The organism is Arthrobacter sp. UYNi723 (assembly GCF_054057635.1).
Genome location: NZ_JBSRZM010000005.1, coordinates 116,071 through 141,460, shown reverse-complemented (window position 1 = coordinate 141,460; position 25,390 = coordinate 116,071). Strand labels below are relative to the sequence as shown.

Sequence of the window (25,390 nt, the reverse complement as noted above, 5' to 3'; positions counted from 1 at the left end):
ACGCACGTCACCGCCAAACGTCACGCGGATAGGCAAACTGTTTTGCTTGTCCCTGCGTCACCGCACCAGGGCATTCCCATTACCGGCGCCGTCTGAAAATATTGGTAATAAGCCCCGGAACCCGGGTGGCGGGGTTCGGGGGCACAGGGAGACGGCGGTGACGATGGATGAGCGTGAGCCCGTTGCCCTGACGCGGCCCCATGATCTGGATGAGGCGACCGTCGTCGCCCGGGCGCAGGACGGCAACCTGGACGCCTTCGAATACCTCGTCGAGGCGTATCAGGGCAGACTTTTCCGTCTCGCTTTCCGGATGCTGCACGACCGGGGCGACGCCGAAGACGTCGTGCAGGACACCCTGGTGGCCTGCTGGAGAAAGCTGCCGCTGCTGACAAGCGTGCAGGCTTTCAGCGGGTGGCTTTACCAGATGGCCACCAACCGCTGCCTGGACAGTCTGCGTCGACGGTCCGGCCACCCGGAGGTCGTCCAGGAACCGGCAACTCTGCAGACAACCGCCGATTCCTTCGCCGGACCGGGAGCCGGAGGCGATCCCGCCCGCGATGCGGAAATCTCCTGCGAGATCGACGGCTTGGCCGCAGCGCTGCTGACCCTCCCGCCCGGGCTGCGCGCCTGCTGGCTCCTGCGGGAAATCCACGAACGCAGCTACGCTGAAATAGCCGCAACGCTGAAGGTCAGTGAACAGACTGTCAGAGGGCGCCTCGCCAGAGCACGCGCACAACTCGCGGAAAAGATGAGTCAATGGCAATAGACGAAACCATCCCCCGCCTGGGCTGTGGCCGCGGCATCGACGAGGTCTGGGCATCCATCAACCAGCCCCCCACCGCCCATGAGAACGGCTGCGTCCAGTGCCGGACGGCACGGGCCAGCCTGGCAAAGCTCGCGGAGGCCACCGGCACGCTTCGGGACAACGATGCAGAAGACCCCTCCCTGCAGCCCCATCACGGCGTCAAGGACGCCATCATGAACCTGGCCCGTGCCGAAGTCCGAAGGGGCAGCCGGCTCCCCGTCTTCCGGGCTGAGCAGGGGGGCATCACGATCAGCGAACAAGCCATCACTTCAGTCATCTGGTCCGGCGCGGATGCCCTTCCGGGAGTACGGGCCCGCCGCTGCCGCGTCCACCCTGCCCCGGGTACCGCGGACGACCCCCGCTCGGACGGGACCGCCGACATCGCGGTGAACCTTCGAATCGCCGTGGCCTCCGGCACCGACATCCCCGGAACCGCCGAGCTGCTGCGTCAGCGGATCATCAGCATGATCACAGAACACGTCGGGCTCAACGCCGGAGCCGTCAACATCACCGTGGAGGATTTCTACGATGTCTGAGCATCCCCTCGAAGCCCGGCTGATCAGCAGCCACCTCATTGCCGACCTTGCTGCCCGCACCGCCCTCGATACACCAGGTGTCCTCCGACTCGAACCGACCCTGAAAAACCTTCTCACCCGCCTGGGGAAAGGAACAATCCAAAATCTCCGCAAGCCAGACACCCGCACCACTTCCGGCCGGCACGACGGCGTCTTCGTCACCGTCCACAACGGCATCGCCGACGTCCAGCTCGACATCGCCACCGATATCGCCTTCGCAGCCCTGAACGTCGCCCAGGCCGTGCGGGAGCAGATCGCCCGGACCATCAGCCACACCGGCCTCACCCCCGGGCGCATCGACATCTCGGTCCTGGCCATAGAGCACCCACCCGCCGCCACAGCGGCCCGTCCTCCCAAGCCCCTCTGATCCAGGACACCAGCATGACGGCGACCCCACCATCATCGTTACGGATCAGCCTGACGATTCCGAACTACCGCTACCGCACCGGGACTCCCGAGCGCTACCCCCTCGGCATGGAACCGGCATGAACTCTGAACCCAACAACCAGGAAAATCCGGCCGAAGGAAACACGAACGGAACCGGCCGGCACCAAGGCAGGACATTCTGGGCAGCGGCCATCCTCCTCCCGCCGGCGCTGCTGCTGTGCGGCGTCTGGCTGCTGCTGATTGCCAGCTACCTTCCCGCCGCCGTGTTCTTCTTTGCCACCATGGCCTCTCTGGCCTACTTCGCAGCCCGACGCCGGCGCGGCCGCAGCCCAAAATAGACGCCGGAACGGCCTTCCGGCCGGCAGGCCGACTTTCCCTGTTGGAGCAGGTCTCAGCTTTAAGATCGGGTGCCGTCTGCCTGTTTTTACTTCCGGGGTATGTGGAATGCTTCAGCCATGCCGTTCTACGTCGAATACACCGTCAATCAGAATGCCGACATCCGTTCTGCGCTGGACGCCGCTGACCGGGAGGAAGCTCTGAGCAGGGCCACCGATGCGGTGAGGGAGGCCGGGTGCCGGGCCGCCCTGCTGCGCTTCGAGGCCACAGCGAGTACCTCCTTCGGCCAGGGTGTCTTGGTTGCCCGATATTCGGAAACCGGTGGCTGGGAAACGCTTTAGGACAGCCCTCGGGAGCCCTGCGGATGCTGCGAAGCCGGTCAGCCATACTCCCTGGCTATCTTTCAAGAGTGCTGCGGGCCCGTCGAATCCGTAGGATGGGAACCGCCCCGCCGCGATCTAGCCGCTGCCTGTTCGATCCCTACAACCCCCGCCGAGAATACCGGAAGGATGCTGAACTGGTGCTCCCGATGAACGAACGTCCCCGCGCCGTAATCCGCGACGAATCAGGTTCCATCGTTCAGCCGGAACGCTGGAACGACGAGCAGCGCCGCGAGGCGCGCGCATCCATCATCGAGCAGTTCCGCCACGGCTTCCAGCGCGAGAGGCTCGAAGAGGTCCGCGACGAAATGGCGGCCCGCTGGACGTACGTTGAATCCTGGGAGGAAGAACAGGCCGTGAGGGAATGGATCCTGAGCCAGCTGGACGGCCTGATCGAGCTCGACAAGACCGGCCAGGTCAATCACAAAGCCACCGAGACAGGTGCACCGTAATTCCTGGATCCCAGCGCCGCCCGCAAGAACCGGGAAGCAGCACACAGATTCGCTGAGGAAAAACAGGGAAGCCGGAACCGGCACCTGTCACAGCCCCGGATGGATGCGGGTGCCCTCGTGGACGGAGACATCCTGCGGGGCACCGGAACAGACCCAGCAGCAGGGCGCTCAGGCCCAAACTGTCAGTCCGGAACCCCCCTGCCGGCCGGAAGCCGTCGGAGCCCGTTCCTGGCATTTTCCGGGCAGCACGTGCCTCCCCCGGGAAGATCCAGGGACCCGGGAATGTTAATACAGTATGGCTGGCCACGGCCGGGAAAAGCTTCCGCAGGGCAGACCCGGTTGTCTCTCCCGGTCCGGATCTGCCGGGCCCGAGGCCAGAGTTTTCGGCACGACCCGCGCAACGGGATGATCGGGGTGGCGGGAGAACATTGGGAGGTTCTGATGGACGTTCTTATCCTCATCGGCCGTGTGCTGTTTTCGGTGCTGTTCCTGGTGTCGGCCTTCGGCCATCTCACGAAGCGGGAGATGATGTCCGGCTATGCGGCGAGCCGCGGAGTGCCCGCGGCGAGGGTGCTGGTGCCGCTGACGGGGGTACAGCTCGGCGTCGGGGCGGTCATGGTGGCCCTGGGACTTTGGCCAGACCTTGGCGCGCTGATCCTTTTCGTCTTTCTCCTGCCGACGGCATTTCTGATGCACGCCTTCTGGAAGGAAAGCGACCCTCAAAGCCGGGCAATGGAGCGGGTTCAGTTTTTGAAGGATCTGTCGTTGGCCGGAGCGGCACTGGTGTTGTTCGCGGCGTTCGCCTCCCTGGGCGGCGACCTTCACCTTGTCATCGCCGGGCCGCTGTTCAACTTCCGCTAAGGGCTCGCCCTGTCATCGGAGCGCGCCGGTCTCCCCAGCGGGTGGGCCGCCTTCAGTCGGTGCGTGTCTAGGCGTACCACTGCCAGCCTGGAGGTGCCCAGTCTTCCGGGGCTTGGTGGGAGTAGTGTTTGCCGCAGTGTTTGCAGTTGTAGCTGACGACCGGGGGCCGCAGGCTGTCCGGGACCGGGTCCGGGTCGTAGGATGCCGGAACATATCCGGTGAATTCCAGGTAAGCGTCGGTGCCACATTGATGGCACTTCGGCAGCGGCGGCTGGGCGGGAACGGACTCCCGGAGGTGTCGCCGGTCGCGTCTTCGGGCTGTGATTGTCATGAAGGTCCCACACACTCCTCATTAGGTTGAATGCCGGCCTGTCCGGAATCCCTGATCAAAGCGGTTCTGCGGGGCATCACTCTGCCCGGCGGCAAGGGTGCCCGGTGTGTCAGGGTTGTGTTGCGTCGAAGAAACGGTATTCCCGGGGCGGGGCTTCCGCCTCGTGTGCCTTGGCCTGGATGAAGTCGCGGTCCTCCTGGGAGAGCGCCGTCTCGCCGTGCCGGTCACCTTCGTCAGTGCCCGTCTCCTTGCAGATGGTTGCCGTGATGGTGCGCGGCAGAATCAGGCACCCCGGATTGTCGATGAGCCACGTCTGCGTGTCCGGATCGAGCCGGTCCCATTGGTCCCTGATGTTCATCTTCGTTGATGCATCCTTTCCGTCGTGATCCCTGCCGCCAGGCCGCCGTGGCTTGGTATCCGGTGGGGGAGTCTGCTCAGGGTACGCTGTCCGGCCGGTGAAGAACAGAGGCAGGCCGGGTGCGTGGGGTGCAGCATGGGAGGGCTAGGAAAGCGCCTCGATTTCGACAAACATGATCCAGGCTGTGCCCCGGTTCTCGACGGTGTGCGCGGCGCCTGCCGGGCGGGCGTAGCTTTGGCCGATACTGAGTTCGACCGCGGTCTCGGTGCCGTCCGGGGCTGTCGCCCACAGGGTGCCCTCGGTGAGAGGGACGACCACGTACTCGTGCTCGTGCACGTGCGCCGGGATCGTATCTCCGGGTTCCAGTTCCCAGCGTGTTACCCGGAAGGTGCCGTTCTCGATCTGCGTTTCACTGATGGGCAAGGTTGCTCCTGTGGTTTGCTGTGTTCGCTGTTCCGGTCACCGTGCCGGTCCGCCCTGGCCGGGGGAGCTGCCCTGAATGCAGTTCAGGCGGCCTTGTGCCGGCGGGGGTCGCGGCCCCGTGCGCTGTGTCCCTGTCTTGCCGGGGTGCCGGTGGCAGTCCAGGGTGCCAGCGCGCCGGCTGAACGGGCCGCCGGCGGAGCGGTGGATAGTGGGGAGGGCGTCCGGGCCGCGGGCCGGGCGTTGGCCGATGGTCTGTGGAGGGGGATGTCGGGGCAGAGGTCGGTGATCAGGCCCATGCCGGCGTATTCGCGGACCGCAGTGATGCCGGCGACAGCGGCGGCCTTGTCAGGGAACGGCCGGGAAAGCGCCATCACGGTCCCGTCGGGGGCCGTGAGCCTGAACCTGAAGTGCTTGTCTTCGTCGTGGAAGAGTTCGAATGTACCTGTCATGGGTGTCCTCCTGGACGCGGGAAGGAGCCGCGCCGGCTTTCTCCTCGGTCCGGGACGCGGCGTTGCGTTCCGGAGACTCTGGTCAGGCAAGGGATTCAGTTCGGCGTGTCTGTGACGCACGACACACAGGTGTGGCCTTAGACTACGCGGTCAGCAAGCATACTGACTAGTAATTTGCCGGACCCTGCTCCCGGAACCTGTGACCGCCCGGCCGCTGGGGCCGGACGAAACTCATGGTCTGAGGTTGGCACGCACTCATTCCCTGCACGAGTTGCAGGGGTGGCTGACGGCGGGACAGCCATACTTGAAAGCACTGCCCCGACACGCGCCCGCGAGGGCGGAAGGATGCTGATGCCGTGCTGCCGATGAACCAACGTCCCTGCGCCGTGATCCGCGACGAATCAGGTTCCATAGTTCCTCCGGAACGATGGAACCTGGAGCAACGCCGCGAGGCTCGCGCGTCCATCGTCGATCAGTTCCGGCACGGCTTCCAGCGCGAGACGCTGGTCCGGGACGAAATGGCGGCCCGCTGGAGCTACGTTGAATCCTGGGAGGAAGAGCAGGCCGTGCGGGAATGGATCCTGCGCCAGATCGAAGGTCTGATCCAGCTCGGCAAGACCGGACGCACCAACAACGGCGGAGACGCCAACCACAACGCCACCGGGACGGGTGCACCGCCAGTTCCTTGATCCCCTCGCCGCCTGCAAAGAACCGGACGTAAGAAGGGATTTCCTTCGCGTAGGAAAACAGAAAGGCCGGCGCGCCCGCTCCGGCCTCTTCTGCGTCCCCTGGCACCGACACCCCCTCGGATGGAGTTATCGGAATTGGTGTCAGATTTTGTCCGTGGGGTCCGCGGCCGGGGCTACTTCGGGCTCTCCGCTTCGGTGCTGGCCCCGCCAGATGATTGCCCCTGCGGCCACGGCCGCCGCGAGAAGGCCGGCGGCCAGCCATGCCTTGGCGTGACCGTGGTCTGCGTGCCTGAGTTTGCGCTCGGCGCGGTGTAGTGCCGTTTCTGCAGCCTTCCGTGCCTGTTTCGCGGCCTTCCGGTTCCCAGTGAGCGTGAGGACCGCCGCGTGGGCCACCTCGGGAACATTGGCGTCCTCAAGCCGGGACAGCGCCCACCGCACAGCGGCCTCGGCCTGGGGCGAGCGGTCCTCCGCGGCGTGTTTGATCCATCCCGCCACGCGGGGCTGGACGTCGTGCGCGGTTTTGTTCCATCCGGTCATGGTCATCTCCTTACGGTCCGGTGGCTACGGGACCTGTGTTGGATGATTCTTACCGCACCGGCCACGGTGACCAGGGCAGGATCAGCATACCCAGCCCGCCGAGGGCTGGATTATCCGGTGCGGGGCGGTCTGTGTGCCCCGGTCCGCGGCAGTCCGCGCGTTGCGCGTCAGCGTTTCTTGAAGGCGTCTTTGACCTTCTCTGCAGCCTGCTTCAGGTTTGCCTTGGTCTGGTCGGTTTTGCCTTCGGCTTGCAGTCTTTCGTTCCCGGTCGCTTCGCCGGTTGTCTCTTTGCCTTTGCCCGCGGCCTTCTCGGCGGCGTGCTTGAACTTGTCACCCAAACCCATGATCTTTCCCCTGTCGAGCGGATGGTCCGTCGGGGAGCCCCGGCGGGACATGTTCATCGTAACCCCGTAGCCGTAACCGGATCCTCATCCCGGGCGCCGGAGCTGGCATCCTGGTGGCCCGGTATCGCGCTGATAGCGCTGTCCGCGGTCTGGCTCGCTGGCATCTCCGGGTTCCGTGGCACCGTGGGCAGTGCGCGCTGTTCATTCGCGCTGCCGCTTTGACCTGCTGCGGATGCTTGCCCGAGCGGGCGTGGCCGGTGCCGGTGAACCCCCTGGCGGAAGAGCCCGCGGGCAGTCAGTGCGAGTAACCGGGTAGCCCCGGCCAGGACCAGCAGGGCCGTGAACAGCACGAGTCCGGCGAGGAACATGGTGAAACCCAGCAGGAGCGTTCCCAGAAAGATCAGGTGCAGCGAAACCGTGTACGGGTCCTCCACAGCCCCCTCCCTTCTGTCTGCGGCACCGTCACTCCGCCGGCCGGCGGTTCCTCATTCTCTCCCATAACCGGCCCGGCGGGCGGACCTGGGCAGTGCCGGGTTCCCGCAGGAGGCGTGCGGCGTCCAGGATCCTGCGGGCGAAGATGACGCACTGGTCATCGGTGAGTATGGCTGCGCTGGCGGTGGCCGATCCGCGTTCACCGTCGTTGACCGTGGACATGGCCTCGTGGAGGTCCAGCTGGAGGGCATGGACGCTCGGCGGGAGCCTGTTGCTGATGTTCGCTTCGTCGGCGAACAGACTGAACCGGTAGGCGTCGGCCAGTCGCTGCTGGATCCGCTCCGTCCCGGTGGCCAGGGTTTCCACTGCATGTTCAAGCAGGGTGAGCATGCGCTCCGCTTCGGACTGATTGTTGCCCATGCGGCTAACTGTAACGCTGGAAAGCATCCGCGCCGGGGAACCGTCACCGGTCTCTCTTCTCAGGTGGTGGCCGCGTGGAACGCCTCGGCGATCCTGTCCGGGATCGGCCCGCGGGAGGCCATCTGATACCCGTTGCCGATGGCCCACCGGCGGATCCTGCCGGCGTCTAAGCTCCTTGCTGCCGTTCCGGCGGTCCCTTTGGTCTTCCGTCCGGCGGAGATGTACGGGCCAGAAGGGACCGGAGCGCGGCGGCGTTGGCGGCGGAAAGGTCGATTTCGTGACCTGCTCCGTCGAGAGCAAATGTCACTGTCTCGTCGGCGGCGCCGCCGTCAAGGTCGTCGATCAGGATGACGGTTGCCTTCGTGGCCATGCAATCAGGTCCTTACTGTTGTTCTCCCATTAATTGCGGGGGTGTTCGGGTTCCTTCTGCCTTGGAGCGGAGGAAGTCCAGGTCCTCCCGGGAAAGCGTTGCCTGCCCGTGCTGGTCAACCTCGGCGCTTACGCCGGTTTCCTGGCAGATCGTTTCCGTCGTGGTGCGCGGCAGGATCAGGCATCCGGGGTTGTCGGTGAGCCATTGCCGTGTGGCGGGGCTGAGCCGGTCCCAGTGGTCCCGAATGTTCATCTCCATTGATGCTGCCTTCCTGGGTGGACCCGGAACCGATCCCGGGCCCCGGTACTTGGTTGTGAGCAAAGGGTACGCCCGGCGAATCGGTGAAGGACATTGGTCGGAGGTGTGTCGGTGCCGGCGCCGCCCGCCGCATCGACTTGGTGCCGGCGATCTGGGGGACCCTGACAATGGCGGGCAGGACAGCGGGTTTTTCACAACCAGGAATGTTGGACCCGAATGGAAAGCTGCAGGATTCCGGCGGGCTGTCGCTCTGTTCAGAGCCCCACCGAGAGGGGCCGACGATGGCTGGGGATACGCCCGGTCTCAGGCGCGTCTGTCATCGCCGACCCGGTCTGATCCTCCGGACCCTGCCGCCCGGACAACTCTTGCCGTGGCGCGGCGTGGGGACAGCTGCCGCGCAGCAGCAGAGAAATCATGCCTCACTACAGTCAAGCCGGGATTGAGGCGGTCAAGGCACGAGTGGTTTGTACTTGCTTTTGGCTCCATACTGCTGCCTGTTTCCCGGAGGAATCCGCCCGTACCCAGTAGAGTGCCCCGACATAGGACCTGGTTCATGCTGCGTCCCTCCGCTATGAACTTGTCGTGCGACACGCGCCACCGGCCAGCCGGGCTGCTCTCGATCCTGCGGTGCACGCTGACCGGAAGTACGCTTACTATTCCATCGCGGGAATGCTACCGTGAAGATTCACCCGCAGGCGGATCCTGGAGACGACGATGAGCGTGAATGAGGCAGAGAAAGACCCCCGCGACGACGATTCCACCAGTGACCGGAAGCTGACGGGCCCTGCCGGCCTCGGCCGGGATGGCACCATTCCCGGCTCACCGGATGGTGTGGGGCTCGGCGCCGGCACGGAGCCGAACACCTTCGAGCCGGAAGAGGATCCGGACACAACCGCCGAAGCGGCCGAAGACAGCGAAGATACCCGCTGAGGAGTCCTCCGCGGCCTCCCGGCCGTGATGGAGTGCCCCCTGGGATTCTGGCCCGATCCCGGATGGAGTCCTCAGCCTAGGCGGGTTTCCGGCCCCGACCTGGGCCGGCGGACGAAGGAACCAGCCAGTGTCGATGCAGCAAGCGGCCCTTCCAACACCGGTCGGAAGCGGGCAGCCGGCACCCCTGGAAGCCAGAATGCCGACAGGAGATGATGTCGCGGGAATACGCCGACAGGCCGCCGAAATAATCGAGACGATACTGTCAGGGACCGATCCGCTCAACCCCCGGGCCAGGGAAGAGCTGCGCCGACACGTTGCCGCGCACCCCCGGCACCCGGAACTAGCTGTACTGACCGGACACGTTGATCAATCGTGAGAAGGGCGGCTGGCTGCCGCATGCGGTGTGGGGTCGGTGATGGTTGTAGTGGTGCAGCCAGCCATGTAGCTCCCCACGACGCTCAGCCTCGGAGGTATAGCAGCGGGCGTTGGCCCAGCCGTCGGCCAGGGTGCGGTGGAAGCGCTCGATCTTGCCGTTCGTCTGTGGGCGATACGGGCGGGTGCGTCTGTGCTTGATTTCAGGTTCGGCGCAGGTGTCCCGCCACAAGTGTGAGCGGTAGGCGCCACCGTTGTCAGACAGAACGCGCTCGACGGTGATGCCCCGCTGGTTGAACCACTCGACAGCGCGAACGAGCACCGCTGTGGCAGTTTGGGCGGTTTCGTCATCGTGGATTTCGGCGTAGGCGACGCGGGAATGATCGTCGATGACGGTGTGGACGTAGGCGTAGCCCAGAAGTGGTCGCTGTGTTTGTTGCGCGGCTTGCCGGGTGTCTTGGCGCGGTTCTTCTCGCCTTGTCGGCGGCCGACGTAGCGCCAGCCTCCGCGGTCGGGGATGTTGGCGAGCTTTTTCACATCTACATGGATCATGGAGCCGGGATGGTCGTGCTCGTATCGACGGATCGGTTCACCGGTGGCACGGTCGACATGCGACAGGCGGTTCAGGTGAACCGAGGTGAGGATGCGGTGAACCGTCGACGGGGCAATCCCCAAACGGAAAGCCATCTCTTGACCGTGGGCCACGAGACCTGGAATCGGGCGGCAACTTCGCTGATCGGCCAACCGTCATCGACGACGAGGCGGCCGACCTTTAGTCGGTGGCGCGGTGTGAGAGCAGCGTTTGGGTGGGTTTAATTCCCTCGGAGACGGAAAGGGGCCAGCCGGATTCGGCTGACCCCTTCAGGTTGTGCGTGCAGTTCAGTTGGTTCGAGAAGCCTCTGACTGAATGGCCTTGGCGAGGTCGCGGGGACTGCTCCACATAGGCCAATGGCCCGTCGGGAGGTCAATGACGTCGAGGTGTTCAAGGTTCGCGACTTCGGTGAACATGGGATGACCGGTTTGGGCCAGCTCCAGCACCTGCGCGCTCGGGATCGAGCAGCACACCAGGGTGGTCCGGACCTTGCGGCGGGCATCGTTCGTGAGCTCGACGGGCTGACGAAGCACGGGGCCGGGCTCAGGGACGGCCCGGGCCCGAAAACGCTCGAGGACCTCTGCGCTCAGGCCTTCGAGGCTCGCCTGCTGTGCGAGGACGTCGAAGGGCGGCAGCGGAAGCTCCTCCAACTCCTCCGGGAGGTCTGGGGCGAAGGCGCTTCCCGTCGCCACAGGGCCGGAGTCGACCCACACCACTCGATGGACTAGCTCAGGGTGTCGGTCAAGGACGAGGCTGACGGGGGCGTTCGCCCCGCTGTGAGCGACGAGAGTTGCGGGCTGATCCTCGGAGACCCCGAGTTGAGTGATGACGTCTAGGACCGCTGCGGCTTGATCGTCGAGAGTCTTCGCCGCACGCTCGGGATCGTCCCCGTCGAGACCGGGCAGTGTCATCGCGATTGCACGAGAGTGGTCGGGTGTCAGGTGTTCAAGGACTTCATCCCACGCCCAAGCGCCCAGCCAGTGGCCGGCGATGAGAATGATGGTCGGCCTGCTTGTAGTAGTTGTCATGACAATACCCTCGCAGGCACTACGGACAAGGGTATGTCACTATTTATGTCATGAATTTGTCGGGGTCTGAACTGTGAAGCGAGTCGAACGGCTCCATGCTCTATCCGAGATGTTGCGCCGCAGCGGCACGCGGGGGGTTTCCGCCGAACGGTTGGCGAGAGAGTTTGAGGTATCCGTGCGCACAATTAAGAGAGACCTCGAAGCGTTAGAGAACAGCGGTGCGCCTATATGGTCTCGCCCAGGTCCGGGCGGTGGCTACGGATTGGCTATAGGCGCGTCCCTGCCGCCTGTCAGCCTGTCCCCAGCGCAGGCCGTGGCGCTCATGGCAGCCGTGTCCGCTGCACCCGATGCCCCCTACGCCGATCTGGCAGCAGCAGGTATCCAGAAGATCCTGGACGTCCTCGATCCGAAAACCCGAGCACGAGCCGACAAGCTGGCCCACCGCGTTTGGGTCAACGCGCGCCCCTCCTCTTCGCGCGCAATCAAGTCGGCACTGGAGGAGGCGATGGCCGAGCAGCGAGTGATCCGCATTCGCTACACATCGAGAGACGAGACCAAGACCACCCGCGACGTTGAGCCAGTGCTGTTCGCCTCCACGAACGGCCAGTGGTACCTAGTTGGGTGGTGCCGACTGCGCAACGCAATGCGATGGTTCACCGTGTCGCGCATCGAGCGAGCCAGCGTAAGCAAGACGGCTTGCGGCGGCCATACCATCCACGAGGTCGGAGAACCCCCAGCGAACGCCAGACCGGTACACGGTCGTGGCGAGTGAGCCACTCAATCAACCTCTCCGGTCAGTACATCTAGGTCTCAGCCAGGCGCCGGGCAAGTGCAGCTTCGGACCCGCTCACCGTCCCGGCACTGCTGCTGCGAAAGTCCCAGTGGCTTGACGTGCCGTCCGGACCGGTAGCCGAACCTGCACTGAGGGCCTCATCAATCCTGCGGCGCACGTCCTCTTCGTTGTCCGGATCCGTGGCGAAGACCACCCGCAAGCTGACGGTGTTCCCGGTCCTTTCGGCATGGGTGTGGTGTGGGTGAGGACAAGGGGGCTTGTGATCCCAGCTCCCGCACAACTCCAAGGTGACGGCGGCGCCGGGAGCGTCGAGGTCAGCATCTGAGCTCATCACCAGACTTGCCTGGTGGACATAAGGTGCCCGCATTGCGTCAGTATGCCAGCCGCCCGCAGGCACCGATAGACCGGAGACGGCTCCCCTCTGCGCACTTGGAGTCAGTTTGGTGGGTGTATATGAATGGGAAGCATCGTCGACTCTGACGGTCTACCGCAGATCACGCGCGGCTTAAGCGCCAGTTCGTCGACGTTTCCCAGGTACGTGAACGTGCCGCTGTCATGGGCGCAGTCTTGGGAAGACCGGACGAAAGGCAGGAGTACGGCTAGTAGGGTCCAGAGGCCGGTATCAAGGTCGAGGACCTCGGTCGTGCGTCGGCCGTCCACGAGTTCACCGCCGGGCAGGAATTCCCCTCCGGCGACCACGGCATGTGGCGGCTATGGATCGTACTCGTCTCGGTCCTACTACCCGCCGGCCTACCAGCCGCGGAGCAGTGTGGGCGGCACGAGCAGAGGGTGCGGGTCCAGCAGCAGCGCGCGGCCGAGCTGGTCGTCGAGCAGCGCCTCCGCGACCTACACGTCTGCCGAAGTGCGGACGCTAACTCCGATTCGCCGCAGCATCGAGGCGCGAGCGTATACCTACCCTGACCTTCGCGACGTCTTCCTCTGTCACGCTTGGGATGACCGGCGCGGTGCTGCCAAGGAGCTGCACGACCTGCTCGAGTCCAGCGACGTGTCGGTCTGATTTAGCGAGAAGGACGTCATGCTCGGCGCGCCGCTGCTCCGCGCAATCGACAAGGGCCTGGCGAAGTCGCGTGCCGGGATCTTCCTCTGGGACAGTGTTGGGAAGTGTCGATGACTACCTTGTTGCTGGTGCTTTGGATGCGTGGTGCCGTTCAGCGGTGGGGCGGGGCTTGGGGGATGTCGCGATAAGGATGAAGCCCACGGCAGCGCCCCACAGGGTGAGGGTGTCAAAGGCAATCCGTTCGGTAATGCCTAAACCGAGCGCCAGCGACGGGCCGCCGCTGATCGCATCGATGAAGAGCACGAATCCGATGATGGAGATGAGCACGCCTGCGATCGTCAGGACCGCCGTCCAACGGGCAGCAGCACTTCCGCGAAGGGCGAACGCGAGGATGATCATGCCGACCCACTGCACGGCGGCTTGAGCGAGAGCAACAACATCGTGCGCCTCAGGGTAAAGATCCCAGGGCAGGAAACCAACCATCATGACGAGGACGCCGCCCATCGCGAGGAACACCATCGCGATCTTCCCTGTCCGCCGTCGCGGCCAGACGGACCACAAAAGGACGGCGCCAACAGCCAGGAACGCCCCGTTGGCGATCGTCGACCCGTTCGCCAGCATGTGTCCTGGAGAGCAGAGATAGCGCTCCACCCGGGTTCCGGCATCGAACGTCCCGCAGGTCGTCACGCCGAGATCACTGATGAGGTTCGACGCCCACGAGTACCGTTGCGGCCACAGCGCTGCCGCAGCGTATTGTGCGGGAAAGGTCAGCAGGCCAAGGGTCCAGAATGTGGCACCCCACCGAAGTCTTATCATGCCGCAAGCGTACAATACGATCGTATTGTTCTGGCAGGGGTAGTCTCAAAAGATGACTTCTTCAGCCGCCCAACGCATCCTTATGGCGGTGCAGGACATCCTCGTCAACCGCGGCATTGAGGAGGTCACGATCCGCAACGTTGCTACGGCGGCCGGTGTTTCCATCGGGGCTGTCCAGCATCATCACAGGACCAAGGACGAGCTGCTGATGGCGTCCATGGACAAAGTCAGCGAGGACTTCATTCAACGGGTGACGTTAGCGACGGACCCCGGAGCAGGTCCCGTATCGAACCTGGTGGCGGTGTGCCGAATGCTGGGAGGAGTAGACGACGAATCACGCACTGCCTCTATTGTCTGGTTGGCGTATGTCTCTAAAGCTACGACCAGCGAGGCGGTGGCTGTGGCACATCGGGAGTCCTGGCGCCTCATGGAAGACGGACTCACGGCGCTGCTACAACAGGTGAATCCAGAGCTAGGGCGCGATGACGCGGCGACACTGATGGCACTGTTGGACGGCATCGCGATCGCGCGAGCAACGGAGACCAAGCGCATGACCTCGCAACGAGCCCAACACATCATCAGCACGTTCCTCGAACGCTTCGACCCTCAGGGAACTGCCGCGACGCGGTAGGGCATCCTCACCGTGCACGGCCGAGCGCGTCGAAGTCGCAGGCAAGTGCGTCCTCGTAGTGCCGCCGTGGCGGCTGGCGGCTGGCGGATGCGAGCTGCGCGGAGCGACTACGCGACCGCCGCGCTCGGCGTTTGCTCCAGCTGTTTGGTTCAGGCCTCCGGCCTCGCCCACGCGCTCGACCACCACATCGAACACGTCATCTGGGGCGGCCGACACCGACTAGCGCGCTCAGCTCATTCCGAAGGAGACGCCGCGACCCTCACACCTCAGCCCGAATAGGTCCTACACGTCGACCAGCTCGGCGACCTTGGCGGCGATGTCTGCCATCGATTCTTCTGCAGTGTTCAAGCCGCTTCGCGAGCCGAGCAAGGGGCTGACCTCGCGGAGAGCCTCGTACGTCTTCCCGTGCACAACGGGGATGAGCTGGTCGCGCGCCAGGAGCTCCGAGAGTTCCTTATCAGCGATCCCCTCCGCCGCGACGCGGGTCAGCAGCGCAGGGGTGACCAGCACGATCGCTTTGCGGGCATCAGGGCGCAGTAGTGTCGTTTGTATGACCATGCACCAGGACGAGATCGGTATCGGTGCGGAGACTGCCGAACAGCTGATCGCGGAGCAGTTCCCGGAGTGGCGCAACGAAGTCGTCGAGCAGATCAAAACCGGTGGGACTGCCAACGCGATCTACCGGATCGGAACTGCTCGAACGGCACGGTTTCCGCTTCGCGCTTCCGACCCAAGCGGCGTGGCGGCAGATTTACGGCGCGAGGCGTCGGCGATGCGGGAGCTGTTGACTGTCTGTCCGTTCCCCGCAACAGTACCTATCGCTTTGGGGCGTCCGGGCCATGACTACCCCATGCCATGGACGGTTCAGTCATGGCTGCCCGGCAAAATCGCAACGCCGCGAGGTGTTGCTCACGCCGATGACTTCGCCAGGGATGTTGCCGAACTCGTTGGAACACTCCGCACGGCCCCTATGCGGGGCCGTCGTTTCGCCGGGTCTGGGCGCGGTGGGCACCTCCCCGACTCGGACAGATGGATGGAAACGTGCTTCCAGGAGAGTCAGCAGCTGCTCGACGTGCCTGTCCTCAGAGACTTGTGGGCGCGATTCCGTGCCCTGCCGCGGAACCAAGCCGACGTCATGACGCACGGGGATCTCATCCCAGCGAACCTCCTCGTGAGTGACCACCGCCTCGCAGGCGTACTCGACACCGGCGGCTTCTCGGCCACCGATCCCGCTCTCGACCTGATCGCTGCGTGGCATCTGTTCGACGCTGAGGCTCGCTCGGCATTCCGTGAAGTTCTCAGTGCCAGCGCCACCGAGTGGCAACGCGGTGCTGCATGGGCCTTTCAACAAGCCATGGGTCTGGTCTGGTACTACCAGACGTCGAATCCCAAAATGGCTCGGCTCGGCCGGAGCACTCTCACACGCATTGTGCACGATGCCGAGCTCTCGAGCACCCTCCCCACCGCCCGGTAAAGGTTCCTCAAACGGACCGGCTTGCGGACGTCTTAGAAGTTCCGTGATTTGGCCCCTATCAGACGCTTTGAGCGGGCTACGAGGGCCACTTGGTCGGCATGGCTGGGTGGGGCATGCAGTCGGCTAGCAGTCCGGGTGGTCAGAAATGAGAGGCGGACGACCGCAATCGCCAGCGCCGCTCCACCATGGAGCCCTAGCTTTGCTCGGGTGACTTCTTCGCGGCCCGGCGATACCACCAGAAGCTGAAGCCCAACAGAGCAAGGTTCAGACTCTGGATAATCCAATACCAGACTGTTGCTCTGGCACCCTCTGCCAGCACGGCATATTGGTTGTTGGCCAACCACATTGCTGCGATGAGGCCCATAAACACGGCGCCCACTTTGGTCGGCTGCTTCCAATTCCTGGTGCCCATGACCCGAGCCTAGCGGTGACGTCAATAGGTGTGGGTGGACGAACGAGCGGCATTTTGCACCGGAGAACCATCCTCTACTGACTCAGTGGTACGTCGGTTTCAAGGATCGACATGTAGTGGACGTCAATCCATTGCTCGTCGAACCACAGCGCGTCCCGGCCCGTTCCTTCGTAGCGAAATCCTACTTTCTCGTAGACATGCCGGGCGCGCGGGTTGAAGGCGTAAACTTCGAGACCTATTCGGTGAAGACCAAGCTCGTGTATGCCGTGCCGGACAATCAGCTCGGTCGCCTCACTTCCAAGCCCCCGGCCGCGGCCTTCGGCGCCAAGGAAAGTGCGGAAGCCGCAGGAGCGATTCAACTCGTTCCAGTCGTTGAGGACGACTTCTCCAACCATCGCGTTCGTCGCCTGATCAATCACGGCGAGGACGAGACGGTCATCAGCGGAGCTCCAGCGTTCGTACTTCACGCGGAGGTCATCAACAGTCCAAGGCAGCGTTGTCTGGCTGCTGGAGTGCACTGTTCCGGTTAGAATTGCGGCTTCGGCGTCCTGAAGCATCCGATGCAATATAGGTACGTCCTGAGCCTGAACCGGTCGCAGTTTGACGCGTTTGCCCTGGATTGTCGGCTTATGCGTGAAGATCGTGGTCATGCGCGGTGCAGGGTAGAGGTGGCCGACGGCGGCTGGGGGAGGTGCGAACGGTCTCAGGCCGCACCCTCACCGCCGGCCCCGGTCTTCACCGTAGCGGCCGACCGCGCCGCGCACACGAGTAGTGGATACCTGCTTTAGCGGTGCAGGGCTACCCACCGAGCCCGGCGCCCGCGGCCCACTTTCACTTTCCTTGGGCTCATGCTCCCATGCCTGCGCTTTGGACCGACGGCACCCTTACGGGGTTCTCTGAGCCCGGAGCGACGTTCAGCGCGACCGAGAAGGGCAAGCATGCTCGAGGTGATTGCGACCCAGAGCATTGCCACAGCAAGGACGATAAGAATCGAGATCAAAGGGTGCATGTGGGTCCTCCAGGGGATACCTCGGTGAGGGGCCAATTGCAGGGGTCGGCAGTTGTTGTCCCTTTGTCTGGAGACTTGTCTGATGTTCTCAGATTCCGCGTACACGCGGAAGTACCTCAAAGTCATGGGCTATTTCGATATGCGTCAGCGGCACTGGGCTACCACTGAGATGGCCACCGCGCTGTACTTTCCTACTCCTCCTTCGGGTGCCCACATCCGGACTACATCGTTCGCGTTCTCGAAAACAACGGATTTCGAGAACACCTTGAATCGAGGGATGGCGGTGCTTGCCGCGGGGGCCGGAAGGCCGAGGGCTGTGAATCGCAGCGATATATGGCGGCGTTTTCGCAGCGATAAATGTCACCCCCGGGCGCCCGTTAGCCGGTAACGATTCGGGTCAGGTACTTCTCTGGCGGTAAGGCTCGTGAGACGATCCGGATATGAGTCAGACTGCGAACGGGTATGGCGGCGCGGGCGTTCCCGGGACCGGAGTGAATGTCCACGCGTGGGAGCGGGAACACCGTCATCCTACGAGGGGTCAGTTGCGTGCGATCGGTTACCGTCGCCGGGATGCGGAAACGAAGCTGGAGCAGCACCAGCTCGAAGCCCGACAGCGGGCCGGTGGAGAACACCTGGACCCGCCCGGCTAAATAATCCGGTTATCCCCGATGCATGGGGTGTTCAGCGTGCAGCCGTGCGGGGGCTTGGTGTCATTTTCAGCAGGCGATTGCACGGAATGTCAGGAGTCCTCTGCACTCATAGCCCGACTCTGGCGATACATTCTCACGAACTGGCATGGTCGGCAAAGACTTTCCCACCTTCAGGTGCTGGCTCGCTGTGGCCGTTTCATACTGGCCGACAAATAGGGAAAGCCCCTCGGGAGGGGCTTTCAGCGGGTTGGGCAATTGATCTCTTGTAATGGTCTGCGGTGATGCGCTCCTCCTTTCCGGGCGCTGTGCGCGCCCCTGCCGGTTTCCGTAGTTAGAGACTCTAATAAATACCTCGGCTGATCGTCCAGCGACATGACCAAGAATTCCGGCGGCCAGGCATGGCCCCCGTCCGCTCGGGGCCAAGCTTCTGCCGACGGACGGGTCGCTGAGGGCGAGACCCCTTAATTAAGCGGCATCGTCGTCATCGCCCGGCGGTGTAGTGGGCCGCTATCTGGGCGGGGGTGAGCACGGTGGAGTAGGCGGCGGCGAACCTCATGGTCCCGGTGAAGGCGTAGTTGGAGGGTTCGTTGGTGCCCCAGCCGGCGAGGTTGTTGTAGCCGATGCGCCAGAACCCGCTGAACGTTTCCCCGGTGGTGGTGGCGGGGTCCTGGGCGGCGAGCTGGCCGTCGACGTAGAGTTTCATCCCTGCGGCGGACAAGGTTGCGGTGACGTGGTGGGGTTTCCCGTCACTGTAGCTGCCGGGGCTGGTGATGACTTTCACGGTGCCGGGGTAGACGCCGAAGACGAGCTGCCCGGCGTCGTTCATGAAGATGTGCCGGTCATAGGTGGCGGAGGTTCCGGTGGCGGTGTTCCCCCAACCGATCAGCCGGCCGCCCGGGGTGGTGGTCCTGAACCAGACTTCGAGGGTGAAGGTGTTTGTGGAGGCCCGGACCGTGGAACCTCCCGCCGAAACATACGTTGTAGTTCCGGTCAGGGCGTAGGATCCGCCGGGGTCCCGGGGTGTGCAGGGCCGGTTCGTTGAGGTGGTGTCCGAGGTCATGGTGCCGCGGTAGGTGCCGGGGTTGTTTTTGCCGGAGAAGTCCGCCGCGACGGTGGATCCGGAGGTTTCGGCGAGCCGGTAGGCGAATATCGCGGAGGCCTTGTCCGCTGCCATGGCGCCCTGACAGGTGAAGTAGGGGGCCGTGTCCGAGGTGTTCGTGCTGTTGGTGATCCGTGCCAGGTACCCGCCGGAGGTGGAAGGGACGACCAGAGCGGCCAGAGCGGTCATCAGGGCCAGGGCGAGGGCAACGGCGGGAACGGGCCGGCGGGGCCGGGGTCCGCGCGGTTCCGTGGTCATCCGGGCACCGGGTCCGGTGTTTGCTGGGGATCGCCGGAGCGCAGGCCCCGGCCGAGGACCCAGAAGACGGGTATCAGACACACCAGGACGCTGATGATCCAACCCCACCAGGGGAGGTCGGCGGCGGAGGAGAGGTAGTAATAGCCCTCGCCTGTCTTGGCGGTGAGTTCGCTGACCTGGCCGCTGGCCAGCTCGGCCGTGGTGCCGTGCTCGGCCCGGACGGTGATGGGCAGCAGCCCGGTGGAGGCGACACTGGCCCGGGTCCCCGATTCGTCCGTGACGACCTCCAGCAGGGTCAGACCGATGAAGGGACGGAGCACGATGACGGTCAGGGAAACGACGGCGCAGGCCCCGAAGAGCCGGACGGGCCGTTGCCACCGGCCGCGGATCCAGTACCGGGTCACCGCCCACAGGATCAGGCCTCCGGCCAGGAGCAGGGGCACTGCCTTGACCAGCCAGCCCCAGCCGGGCAGGAGGGTGGCCCGGCCGAGGATATTCTGCGGTGTGAGGACCCAGGGGTCGTTGGTTCCGTTGATGTCCCCGCGGGTGGTGATTCCCCCGGCATCATCGATCCCTGCGATGCGGTGGGTGTAGACCGTTCCGGGCCGCCCGGGCGGGGTGAAGGTGAGGACGTCCCCGGGGTGCAGCCCGGACGCGGTGACGGGTTCGGACAGGACCAGGGAACCGACGGGGGCGCTCTGGCCCATGGAGGGGGTGGAGACAACGAACCAGCGCCACCCGGCCAGAAAGAACAGCACGGCGGCGAGCACGAGCCCCGCCGCCAGCAGGGCACAGATGGCCAGGGCCACGCTGCGGGACCGGTCCTTTACCTGGGACACCACTGCCTTCCTTTCCGGGCTGGGACGAGGGTGCGGTGCCCCGTGCCGGCATGGTGTCTTCCGGCACGGGCACCGCAGGGCGTGTTTCTTAGCTGGTTTCTTAGCTGGCGAACGACCAGGTGAGCGGCAGCGATGCGGCCAGGCCCTGGTAGGTGTTATCTGCCGTCGCGTCGAGGGTGACCTTGATGTTGACCGGGATGCTCACACCGGCGGCCGGGGCTGGGGTGATGCTGATCGCGGGGGCCCCGGCGAGGGTCGCGGCGGTGCCGTTAAAGATGGAGGTGCCGCCGGCGGTGATGACGACCTTGAGCTTCGCGCACAGGTCCGTCGCGGTGCCGTTGACGGCACCGTTGTTGGACTGGGTGCAGGCCGTGCCCGGGGCCAGGGCAAAGGTGCCGGCGTTGGCCGTGCCGATGTTTTTGATCGTGATGTCGGTGCTGACCATGTTGCCCGGCACCAGAACCGTGCTCCCGCCGAACTTGTTGATCGTGGCGCAGGTTGCGGTGTTCGTCCCGACCCCGCCGGCACCGGAATTGGACGTGCAGGTGACGGGCGTGGTGCCGGTGGATTGTTCCTGCATAACCAGGGTCCCGGAACCTGCGGTGTTGGCGCTGTTGGTGATGCTGGCGGCGAAGCCTGACAGGGTCCCGGTCATGGTCAGGGACAGCAGCCCCGCGCCGGCGGCGGCGGCAATGAGAGCCAGCGGGGCGATGCGGCGGTTCTTCTTGGTGGGCATAACGGAATCGTTCATGGCAGCTTCTTTCAGCAGTCGGACTTAGACGGAAGGACCCCACCAGGGCACCCTTGCAACGTGGTCCCCCGGCCTGTCCATGGCGCACAGATACCCGGTAATGGTTCACGAATATCCACTGATGGCGGTCTAAGCTGCGCCGTCCAAGAATGATCGGCCCGCTATCCGGGCCCGCACGGCTGCACCGCTGGCGCCCGACCTACACTACCGGCCGGTAACCCCATTGCCCGACCGGCTCGCCGCGCCAGTACCGGAAACAGCCCACGGCTGGCCGGTAGACCCCCATAGAACCAAGGAAGTGGGATGGAACCGCGCGCAGGCAATGCACCACTGAGGAGTGCGACGACTCGGGCTTGCCATCGTTACTGATTCCAGTGGTCTCGCCAAAAACAAGGATCCATGCTGTCCTATATTTAAGTCATCAATGAATGAAGGGGGCGGGGCCATGGACAACCCGGAAGATCGCTCGACTTTGATTGAACGCCAGGACTTTCGGGGTTCGTTCGTCGCTATTAGTGGCTTTGTGGCACTTCTCTGCTGGTGGATCGGGATATCCGGTTTCATGACCGTCGGAGGCTTCGCTAGCGGGGGAGCGGGGTTCCTCAGCTTCTTGCTCGTTCCCCTCCTGGCCACGGTCGCCGCTTACATAGTTGCCCGCCGTTACATGCGTTTTACGCGGGGAGTCGGCGCGGGACGTCACAACTCCCGCAATTAGAGAGTCCGCAGAACGTAGCGCGAGCCCTGTTCCCCGCTGGTCGCATTGCACCATTTTTTGCCGTGGCTGCGGTCTTGGAAGACCGCGTTCGTTCTCAGCGGGCTGATGTGTGCTTAGACACTGCCACAGGCATTCCGCATGAGGTAGGCGGCGTGAAGGATCCTGCGGGCAAAGATGACGCACTGGTCATCGGTGAGTGTGGCGGCGCTGGCCGTTGCCCATCCACGTTCAGCGTCATGGACCGTGGTGATGGCTGCGCGCAGATCCGGCTTGAGGGCGTAGACGGCCGGAGGCAGCTTGTGGCTGATGTTCGCTTCGTCGTCGATGAGGCTGTAGTGATAGGCGTCGGCGAGGCGCTGCTGGATGCGTCCGGTGCCTGTGGCCAAGGTTTCCACGGCATGTTCCAGCTGCGTGAGTATGTGTATGGCTTCGGCCCGGTCGCTTCCCATGCGATTACTGTAGCTCTGCCAAGGATCCGGGCAAGGAGACAGACCCGCATGGGGGAGGGGAGCACGGCGGCAAACGCCGGTACAACGTCATGCGTTTCAGGCCAGTCGGCAGTCATCTCCCGGGCGAAAGCACGGCCGGCCCGCACCAGTGCCTTATGTTCGAGCTTAGTTGACGGTGCTTCGTGCCTCTGGAAGGGGAACCGTCGGCGTCCGTCCGCGTCTCAGTACCGGCCTTGCCGTATGGGGACCATCGGCGAGGGTCTCCTGATAGAGCTGAAGGTGTTCAAAGGCCATCCGTTCGGTGCTGAAGCGTGTTTCGGCGGCGTGCCGGCAGTCGCCCCGGTCCAGGGTTCGGGCCTCGTGCAGGGCGAGGGCGAGTTCGCGGATTCCGCAGCGCAGGAAGCCGGTTGTGCCGTCGTCGATGATTTCCGGGGCCGAGCCCCTGGGGGTGGCGATGACCGGGGTCCCGGCGGCTAGGGCCTCGATCATGACCATACCGAACGGTTCGGGCCACTGGATAGGATTCAGCAGGGCAACGGCGTCTCCCAAGAGGGCGTATTTGTCCTTGGTGTTCAGCTCGCCCAGATATTCCACGTCGGGCCCGAGCAGCGGCGCGATGACGGCGCGGAAATACTCGTGCTCGTCCCGGCTGGTCATTTTCGCCGCGATCCGCAGCGGCATCCGGGCCAGCCGTGCGGCCCCGATGGCCTGTCGCAGGCCTTTGTCCGGATTCATCCGGCCCAGAAAGCAGGCGTAGCCGCCCCGGCCGCTTCCGGCCGGTACCTCGGCGGCGTTGATGCCGTGGTGGATGACACGGCTGATCCTGAGTTTCGGGGCGGCGCTGGCCTGGTGGTGTGAGATGGCGATGAGAGATGCGTCGGCGGTTATCGCCTGATAGACCCGTCCCAGCCCTCCGGTGAGAGGTCCGTGGGCTGTGGTGATGATGGGTGCCTGGTTCGGCCGGTGCCGGTACAGCGGCCCGGCGAGGGTGTGGTCGTGGACCAGATCTACGCCGTCCATCCCTTCGTAGGCGGACACAATGTGCCGGAGCTCATCAGATCCCGTCCCGACTCTTGCCCGGTCCCCAATGGAGGCCCCTGGAAGCTGGGGGACCGGGCAGGTGCTGCCTGCCGCGGCGGCGAGCAGGACCTCGTGTCCAGCAGCGGTCAGGCCCCGGGCCAGCGAGTCCACTATGGCCTCGATGCCGCCATAGGCCGGCGGCGGCACGGGTATCCAGGGCGGAGCGATCATGCCTATGCGCATCCGGGGCCTCCCGCAGGCGAGCACGGGACCGCTCTTGGCGCGCTGGTGCTCTGGTCCTGAAGGGCAACGACAGATTGCTGGCCCGCTGGGTTGGTCATGCCCCAATGTAGAGCCGGCCGGGCGGCCGCACAACCCGTGGGTTCGGTGTCCGGGCCTCCGCTTTGGGTCATGTGGAAAGACACGGTACCGGGTGGCAGGAGACCGTCAGGTGTTGCGTCCGGGCAGCGGTTCAGTACCGTTGTCGTCGAACCACCCATTTAGGCTCTGTCCGGCGGTCGAGGCGGCTGCTCTGCGGGAGTTCTTGGCAGTCCGGATCCGGTCATGTCAACCACAAGAGCTGCCGCGGCGCTCTCCCGGACTGCCATGAGGCTGCCTTGACGGCACTTATGCTGCCCATCCGGCCGGAGACCGCGACGACGGAACCGTCATCGGACCGCAGCCGGAACCTGAAAGGCAAAGGACCACCATGGTCATGGAACACTTCGAATATGGCTGTCACTGCCCACCTTTTGCTTCAACCCGCTCCCCATTGAGCGGGAAGGTGCACGTCATTTCCTGTCGACACGTGCACCGGTTTTCAAGGTTATCCGCGCCGCCCTGGCCTGCACATCTCTACCCGGCGGTAATATGCGTCATCCGTTCCGCCCGAGGGCAGCCGCGGGCCGGTTTATCGGGCATGACGGGCGTTGAGAGCTAAAGGACATGCCGCCACAGCCGCTGCCGTGCACTTTGCCCTCCGCTGGAGTTGTGCCTGACCTTAACCCCGTTATTGGTGCCACTTCCTGCGGCTTTAGCCCTTGCACGGCAGGGTCGGTGCCCGTAGCTTTGGTGCAGCGGTAGACACACCTTCCGCCGCGTCTGCCGTCAGGGCTGGCGCAGAAGCAGTCACCGAAGGATGCAGCGATGGCAACAGGCACGGTTAAATGGTTCAATTCCGAGAAGGGTTTCGGCTTCATAGCGCCCGATGACGGGTCGGCGGATGTTTTCGCCCACTACTCCGCAATCGCCAGCAGCGGCTACCGCTCCCTGGAGGAGAACCAGAAAGTCCAGTTTGACGTCATCCCCGGCCCGAAGGGCCCGCAGGCAGAGAACATCCATCCGATGTGATCAATCCGGCCAGCCGGCCGTGAGCGGCACTGCTCTTCTGGGCGTGGACCGATTTTAGGGCTGGTCGCCGGGGGCGCCCCGGGAGATCGGGTGGCCGCCGACCGGCGACCCACGGCGCCGGATCTCAGGCATGGGCCATACGGGGATAAAGCTGCCACTTCCCAGGGGGGTGCTGGCCTCACCGCTGAGCGGCGGATCGGCGTCCATGGCCCCGGCGTAGACTTGAAGAAGGCCGGCGACGGAAGAGCCAGCGGTTCCCCCAGCCCGCGTGGCTAAGCCCCATCCCGCCGTCGGTCCTGCGCTGGTGTGTACCTGGACGCGGTACGGTCTTTGAATGGCTACCCGAAAAATCATTGTGCTGGAAGACGATCTTAACGGTTCCGATGCGGATGAAACTGTTTCTTTCGCTCTGGACGGCAGTTCTTATGAGGTCGATCTGAACGGTGCCCACGCCGAGGAGTTGCGCGCGCTGATGCGCCCGTACACGGAGGCCGCGCGGAAGGCGGGTGCAGGAACGGGCCCGGCCCGCAGGAGTGCCGGGGCCAGGAGCGGCGAGGTGCGTGCGTGGGCCAAAGAGCAGGGCTTGGCCGTCAACAGCCGGGGCAAGATCAACGCAGACATCCTGGCACGGTACAAAGCCGCCCACTAAGGCAGAAGTCAGGACGCCCGCCGTCCGGCATGTCCGAAGTTCCCTGCGCTCAGGCCCGTGGAAGTGCTATCCGCTTACGGGTCGAAGTAGGTGGCGGGAGAGTCTCCTGAGATTCGGTGGACCATGTA

Annotated in this window: 36 protein-coding genes and 1 pseudogene; 15 read left to right on the top strand and 22 right to left on the bottom strand. The window is 64.4% G+C overall.

The genetic code is table 11. The annotated features are described in order from the left end of the window. The first annotated feature begins 163 nt into the window (after positions 1–163). The 7 genes from ACVWY0_RS05970 (at position 164) to ACVWY0_RS05940 (ending at position 3,796) form a co-directional block, all read left to right on the top strand. Positions 164–766: an RNA polymerase sigma factor gene (locus tag ACVWY0_RS05970; protein WP_485835951.1), complete on the top strand. Its 603-nt coding sequence runs from the start codon at positions 164–166 to the stop codon at positions 764–766. Beyond that, on the top strand, positions 757–1,341 hold the full coding sequence (locus tag ACVWY0_RS05965) for an Asp23/Gls24 family envelope stress response protein (RefSeq protein ID WP_485835857.1): 585 nt from the start codon (positions 757–759) through the stop codon (positions 1,339–1,341). Before ACVWY0_RS05970 ends, ACVWY0_RS05965 begins: the two co-directional genes overlap by 10 nt. Next, on the top strand, positions 1,334–1,747 hold the full coding sequence (locus ACVWY0_RS05960; RefSeq protein ID WP_485835856.1) for an Asp23/Gls24 family envelope stress response protein: 414 nt from the start codon (positions 1,334–1,336) through the stop codon (positions 1,745–1,747). Before ACVWY0_RS05965 ends, ACVWY0_RS05960 begins: the two co-directional genes overlap by 8 nt. A gap of 118 nt (positions 1,748–1,865) precedes the next feature. Beyond that, positions 1,866–2,105 carry a hypothetical protein gene (locus ACVWY0_RS05955; RefSeq protein WP_485835855.1) on the top strand — a complete coding sequence of 80 codons (240 nt, stop codon included), beginning with the start codon at positions 1,866–1,868 and terminating at the stop codon, positions 2,103–2,105. A gap of 117 nt (positions 2,106–2,222) precedes the next feature. Then, the gene (locus tag ACVWY0_RS05950; RefSeq protein ID WP_354249746.1) at positions 2,223–2,444 is read left to right on the top strand and encodes a hypothetical protein; all 222 of its coding nucleotides are present in this window, start codon (positions 2,223–2,225) and stop codon (positions 2,442–2,444) included. A gap of 188 nt (positions 2,445–2,632) precedes the next feature. Beyond that, complete coding sequence (locus ACVWY0_RS05945; protein WP_354249747.1) at positions 2,633–2,935, top strand: hypothetical protein; 303 nt, start codon at positions 2,633–2,635, stop codon at positions 2,933–2,935. A 441-nt stretch (positions 2,936–3,376) separates the two neighbouring features. After that, the gene (locus ACVWY0_RS05940; RefSeq protein ID WP_354249748.1) at positions 3,377–3,796 is read left to right on the top strand and encodes a DoxX family membrane protein; all 420 of its coding nucleotides are present in this window, start codon (positions 3,377–3,379) and stop codon (positions 3,794–3,796) included. A 440-nt stretch (positions 3,797–4,236) separates the two neighbouring features. Here the strand turns inward: ACVWY0_RS05940 and ACVWY0_RS05935 are convergent, their stop codons facing one another. The 3 genes from ACVWY0_RS05935 to ACVWY0_RS05925 form a co-directional block, all read right to left on the bottom strand. Continuing rightward, positions 4,237–4,485, bottom strand: coding sequence for a hypothetical protein (locus ACVWY0_RS05935; protein WP_354249749.1), 249 nt, complete (start codon positions 4,483–4,485; stop codon positions 4,237–4,239). A 144-nt stretch (positions 4,486–4,629) separates the two neighbouring features. Then, complete coding sequence (locus ACVWY0_RS05930) at positions 4,630–4,908, bottom strand: cupin domain-containing protein (protein WP_354249750.1); 279 nt, start codon at positions 4,906–4,908, stop codon at positions 4,630–4,632. 83 nt (positions 4,909–4,991) lie between these two features. After that, complete coding sequence (locus ACVWY0_RS05925; protein ID WP_354249751.1) at positions 4,992–5,357, bottom strand: DUF1508 domain-containing protein; 366 nt, start codon at positions 5,355–5,357, stop codon at positions 4,992–4,994. Between the two features lie 356 nt (positions 5,358–5,713). On the opposite strand from ACVWY0_RS05925, the gene ACVWY0_RS05920 reads away from it, so the two are divergent. Next, a complete protein-coding gene (locus tag ACVWY0_RS05920; protein WP_485835854.1) occupies positions 5,714–6,046 on the top strand; it encodes a hypothetical protein in 333 nt (110 codons plus the stop codon). A gap of 141 nt (positions 6,047–6,187) precedes the next feature. On the opposite strand, the gene ACVWY0_RS05915 is transcribed toward ACVWY0_RS05920, so the two are convergent. From ACVWY0_RS05915 to ACVWY0_RS05885, 7 genes are all read right to left on the bottom strand, one after another. Further along, complete coding sequence (locus ACVWY0_RS05915) at positions 6,188–6,583, bottom strand: hypothetical protein (protein ID WP_354249753.1); 396 nt, start codon at positions 6,581–6,583, stop codon at positions 6,188–6,190. 167 nt (positions 6,584–6,750) lie between these two features. After that, positions 6,751–6,927, bottom strand: coding sequence for a CsbD family protein (locus ACVWY0_RS05910; RefSeq protein WP_354249929.1), 177 nt, complete (start codon positions 6,925–6,927; stop codon positions 6,751–6,753). Positions 6,928–6,980: 53 nt separating this feature from the next. Then, positions 6,981–7,361, bottom strand: a complete 381-nt coding sequence (locus ACVWY0_RS05905) for a hypothetical protein (protein ID WP_354249754.1) — start codon at positions 7,359–7,361, stop codon at positions 6,981–6,983. A gap of 28 nt (positions 7,362–7,389) precedes the next feature. Further along, positions 7,390–7,779 (bottom strand): hypothetical protein, encoded by a 390-nt coding sequence (locus ACVWY0_RS05900; protein WP_485835853.1) that lies wholly within the window; start codon positions 7,777–7,779, stop codon positions 7,390–7,392. A 59-nt stretch (positions 7,780–7,838) separates the two neighbouring features. Beyond that, complete coding sequence (locus ACVWY0_RS05895) at positions 7,839–7,901, bottom strand: hypothetical protein (protein ID WP_485835950.1); 63 nt, start codon at positions 7,899–7,901, stop codon at positions 7,839–7,841. A 44-nt stretch (positions 7,902–7,945) separates the two neighbouring features. Beyond that, entirely contained in the window at positions 7,946–8,149 is a 204-nt protein-coding gene (locus ACVWY0_RS05890) for an Lsr2 dimerization domain-containing protein (RefSeq protein ID WP_485835852.1), read from the bottom strand. Positions 8,150–8,161: 12 nt separating this feature from the next. Continuing rightward, positions 8,162–8,407, bottom strand: coding sequence for a hypothetical protein (locus tag ACVWY0_RS05885; RefSeq protein ID WP_485835851.1), 246 nt, complete (start codon positions 8,405–8,407; stop codon positions 8,162–8,164). Positions 8,408–9,121: 714 nt separating this feature from the next. Between ACVWY0_RS05885 and ACVWY0_RS05880 the strand changes: the two genes are divergently transcribed. Then, a complete protein-coding gene (locus ACVWY0_RS05880) occupies positions 9,122–9,337 on the top strand; it encodes a hypothetical protein (protein ID WP_485835850.1) in 216 nt (71 codons plus the stop codon). 340 nt (positions 9,338–9,677) lie between these two features. On the opposite strand, the pseudogene ACVWY0_RS05875 reads toward ACVWY0_RS05880, so the two are convergent. Beyond that, positions 9,678–10,521: pseudogene (locus tag ACVWY0_RS05875) on the bottom strand (IS481 family transposase); the annotation flags it as partial. A gap of 67 nt (positions 10,522–10,588) precedes the next feature. Further along, entirely contained in the window at positions 10,589–11,329 is a 741-nt protein-coding gene (locus tag ACVWY0_RS05870; protein ID WP_485835849.1) for an alpha/beta fold hydrolase, read from the bottom strand. 73 nt (positions 11,330–11,402) lie between these two features. Here ACVWY0_RS05870 and ACVWY0_RS05865 point away from each other — a divergent pair, with 73 nt between their 5' ends. Beyond that, positions 11,403–12,101 (top strand): helix-turn-helix transcriptional regulator, encoded by a 699-nt coding sequence (locus ACVWY0_RS05865; RefSeq protein ID WP_485835848.1) that lies wholly within the window; start codon positions 11,403–11,405, stop codon positions 12,099–12,101. Positions 12,102–12,132: 31 nt separating this feature from the next. Here ACVWY0_RS05865 and ACVWY0_RS05860 read toward each other — a convergent pair whose 3' ends face one another. Then, a complete protein-coding gene (locus tag ACVWY0_RS05860; RefSeq protein WP_485835847.1) occupies positions 12,133–12,453 on the bottom strand; it encodes a hypothetical protein in 321 nt (106 codons plus the stop codon). Positions 12,454–13,254: 801 nt separating this feature from the next. Further along, positions 13,255–13,956 carry a DUF998 domain-containing protein gene (locus ACVWY0_RS05855; RefSeq protein ID WP_485835846.1) on the bottom strand — a complete coding sequence of 234 codons (702 nt, stop codon included), beginning with the start codon at positions 13,954–13,956 and terminating at the stop codon, positions 13,255–13,257. 52 nt (positions 13,957–14,008) lie between these two features. On the opposite strand from ACVWY0_RS05855, the gene ACVWY0_RS05850 reads away from it, so the two are divergent. Further along, positions 14,009–14,587, top strand: coding sequence for a TetR/AcrR family transcriptional regulator (locus tag ACVWY0_RS05850; protein ID WP_485835845.1), 579 nt, complete (start codon positions 14,009–14,011; stop codon positions 14,585–14,587). 87 nt (positions 14,588–14,674) lie between these two features. Continuing rightward, positions 14,675–14,866: a WhiB family transcriptional regulator gene (locus ACVWY0_RS05845; protein ID WP_485835949.1), complete on the top strand. Its 192-nt coding sequence runs from the start codon at positions 14,675–14,677 to the stop codon at positions 14,864–14,866. 3 nt (positions 14,867–14,869) lie between these two features. Here the strand turns inward: ACVWY0_RS05845 and ACVWY0_RS05840 are convergent, their stop codons facing one another. Beyond that, positions 14,870–15,145 (bottom strand): hypothetical protein, encoded by a 276-nt coding sequence (locus ACVWY0_RS05840; RefSeq protein WP_485835844.1) that lies wholly within the window; start codon positions 15,143–15,145, stop codon positions 14,870–14,872. Here ACVWY0_RS05840 and ACVWY0_RS05835 point away from each other — a divergent pair. After that, the gene (locus tag ACVWY0_RS05835; RefSeq protein ID WP_485835843.1) at positions 15,138–16,061 is read left to right on the top strand and encodes an aminoglycoside phosphotransferase family protein; all 924 of its coding nucleotides are present in this window, start codon (positions 15,138–15,140) and stop codon (positions 16,059–16,061) included. The genes ACVWY0_RS05840 and ACVWY0_RS05835 overlap by 8 nt on opposite strands. A 193-nt stretch (positions 16,062–16,254) precedes the next feature. On the opposite strand, the gene ACVWY0_RS05830 is transcribed toward ACVWY0_RS05835, so the two are convergent. The 7 genes from ACVWY0_RS05830 to ACVWY0_RS05800 form a co-directional block, all read right to left on the bottom strand. Continuing rightward, entirely contained in the window at positions 16,255–16,473 is a 219-nt protein-coding gene (locus ACVWY0_RS05830) for a hypothetical protein (protein ID WP_485835842.1), read from the bottom strand. 74 nt (positions 16,474–16,547) lie between these two features. Next, complete coding sequence (locus tag ACVWY0_RS05825) at positions 16,548–17,123, bottom strand: GNAT family N-acetyltransferase (protein WP_485835841.1); 576 nt, start codon at positions 17,121–17,123, stop codon at positions 16,548–16,550. Positions 17,124–18,613: 1,490 nt separating this feature from the next. Further along, the gene (locus tag ACVWY0_RS05820) at positions 18,614–19,489 is read right to left on the bottom strand and encodes a LamG domain-containing protein (protein WP_485835840.1); all 876 of its coding nucleotides are present in this window, start codon (positions 19,487–19,489) and stop codon (positions 18,614–18,616) included. Further along, positions 19,486–20,328 carry a S26 family signal peptidase gene (locus ACVWY0_RS05815; RefSeq protein WP_485835839.1) on the bottom strand — a complete coding sequence of 281 codons (843 nt, stop codon included), beginning with the start codon at positions 20,326–20,328 and terminating at the stop codon, positions 19,486–19,488. Before ACVWY0_RS05815 ends, ACVWY0_RS05820 begins: the two co-directional genes overlap by 4 nt. A gap of 100 nt (positions 20,329–20,428) precedes the next feature. Beyond that, on the bottom strand, positions 20,429–21,079 hold the full coding sequence (locus ACVWY0_RS05810) for a hypothetical protein (protein ID WP_485835838.1): 651 nt from the start codon (positions 21,077–21,079) through the stop codon (positions 20,429–20,431). A gap of 828 nt (positions 21,080–21,907) precedes the next feature. Continuing rightward, the gene (locus ACVWY0_RS05805) at positions 21,908–22,243 is read right to left on the bottom strand and encodes a hypothetical protein (RefSeq protein WP_485835837.1); all 336 of its coding nucleotides are present in this window, start codon (positions 22,241–22,243) and stop codon (positions 21,908–21,910) included. A gap of 165 nt (positions 22,244–22,408) precedes the next feature. After that, a complete protein-coding gene (locus ACVWY0_RS05800; RefSeq protein WP_354249756.1) occupies positions 22,409–23,494 on the bottom strand; it encodes a glycosyltransferase in 1,086 nt (361 codons plus the stop codon). A 915-nt stretch (positions 23,495–24,409) separates the two neighbouring features. Between ACVWY0_RS05800 and ACVWY0_RS05795 the strand changes: the two genes are divergently transcribed. Together ACVWY0_RS05795 and ACVWY0_RS05790 are read left to right on the top strand one after the other, a co-directional pair. Beyond that, the gene (locus ACVWY0_RS05795) at positions 24,410–24,613 is read left to right on the top strand and encodes a cold shock domain-containing protein (protein ID WP_354249757.1); all 204 of its coding nucleotides are present in this window, start codon (positions 24,410–24,412) and stop codon (positions 24,611–24,613) included. A 334-nt stretch (positions 24,614–24,947) separates the two neighbouring features. Continuing rightward, on the top strand, positions 24,948–25,262 hold the full coding sequence (locus ACVWY0_RS05790; protein WP_354249758.1) for an Lsr2 dimerization domain-containing protein: 315 nt from the start codon (positions 24,948–24,950) through the stop codon (positions 25,260–25,262). Positions 25,263–25,390: the final 128 nt, after the last annotated feature.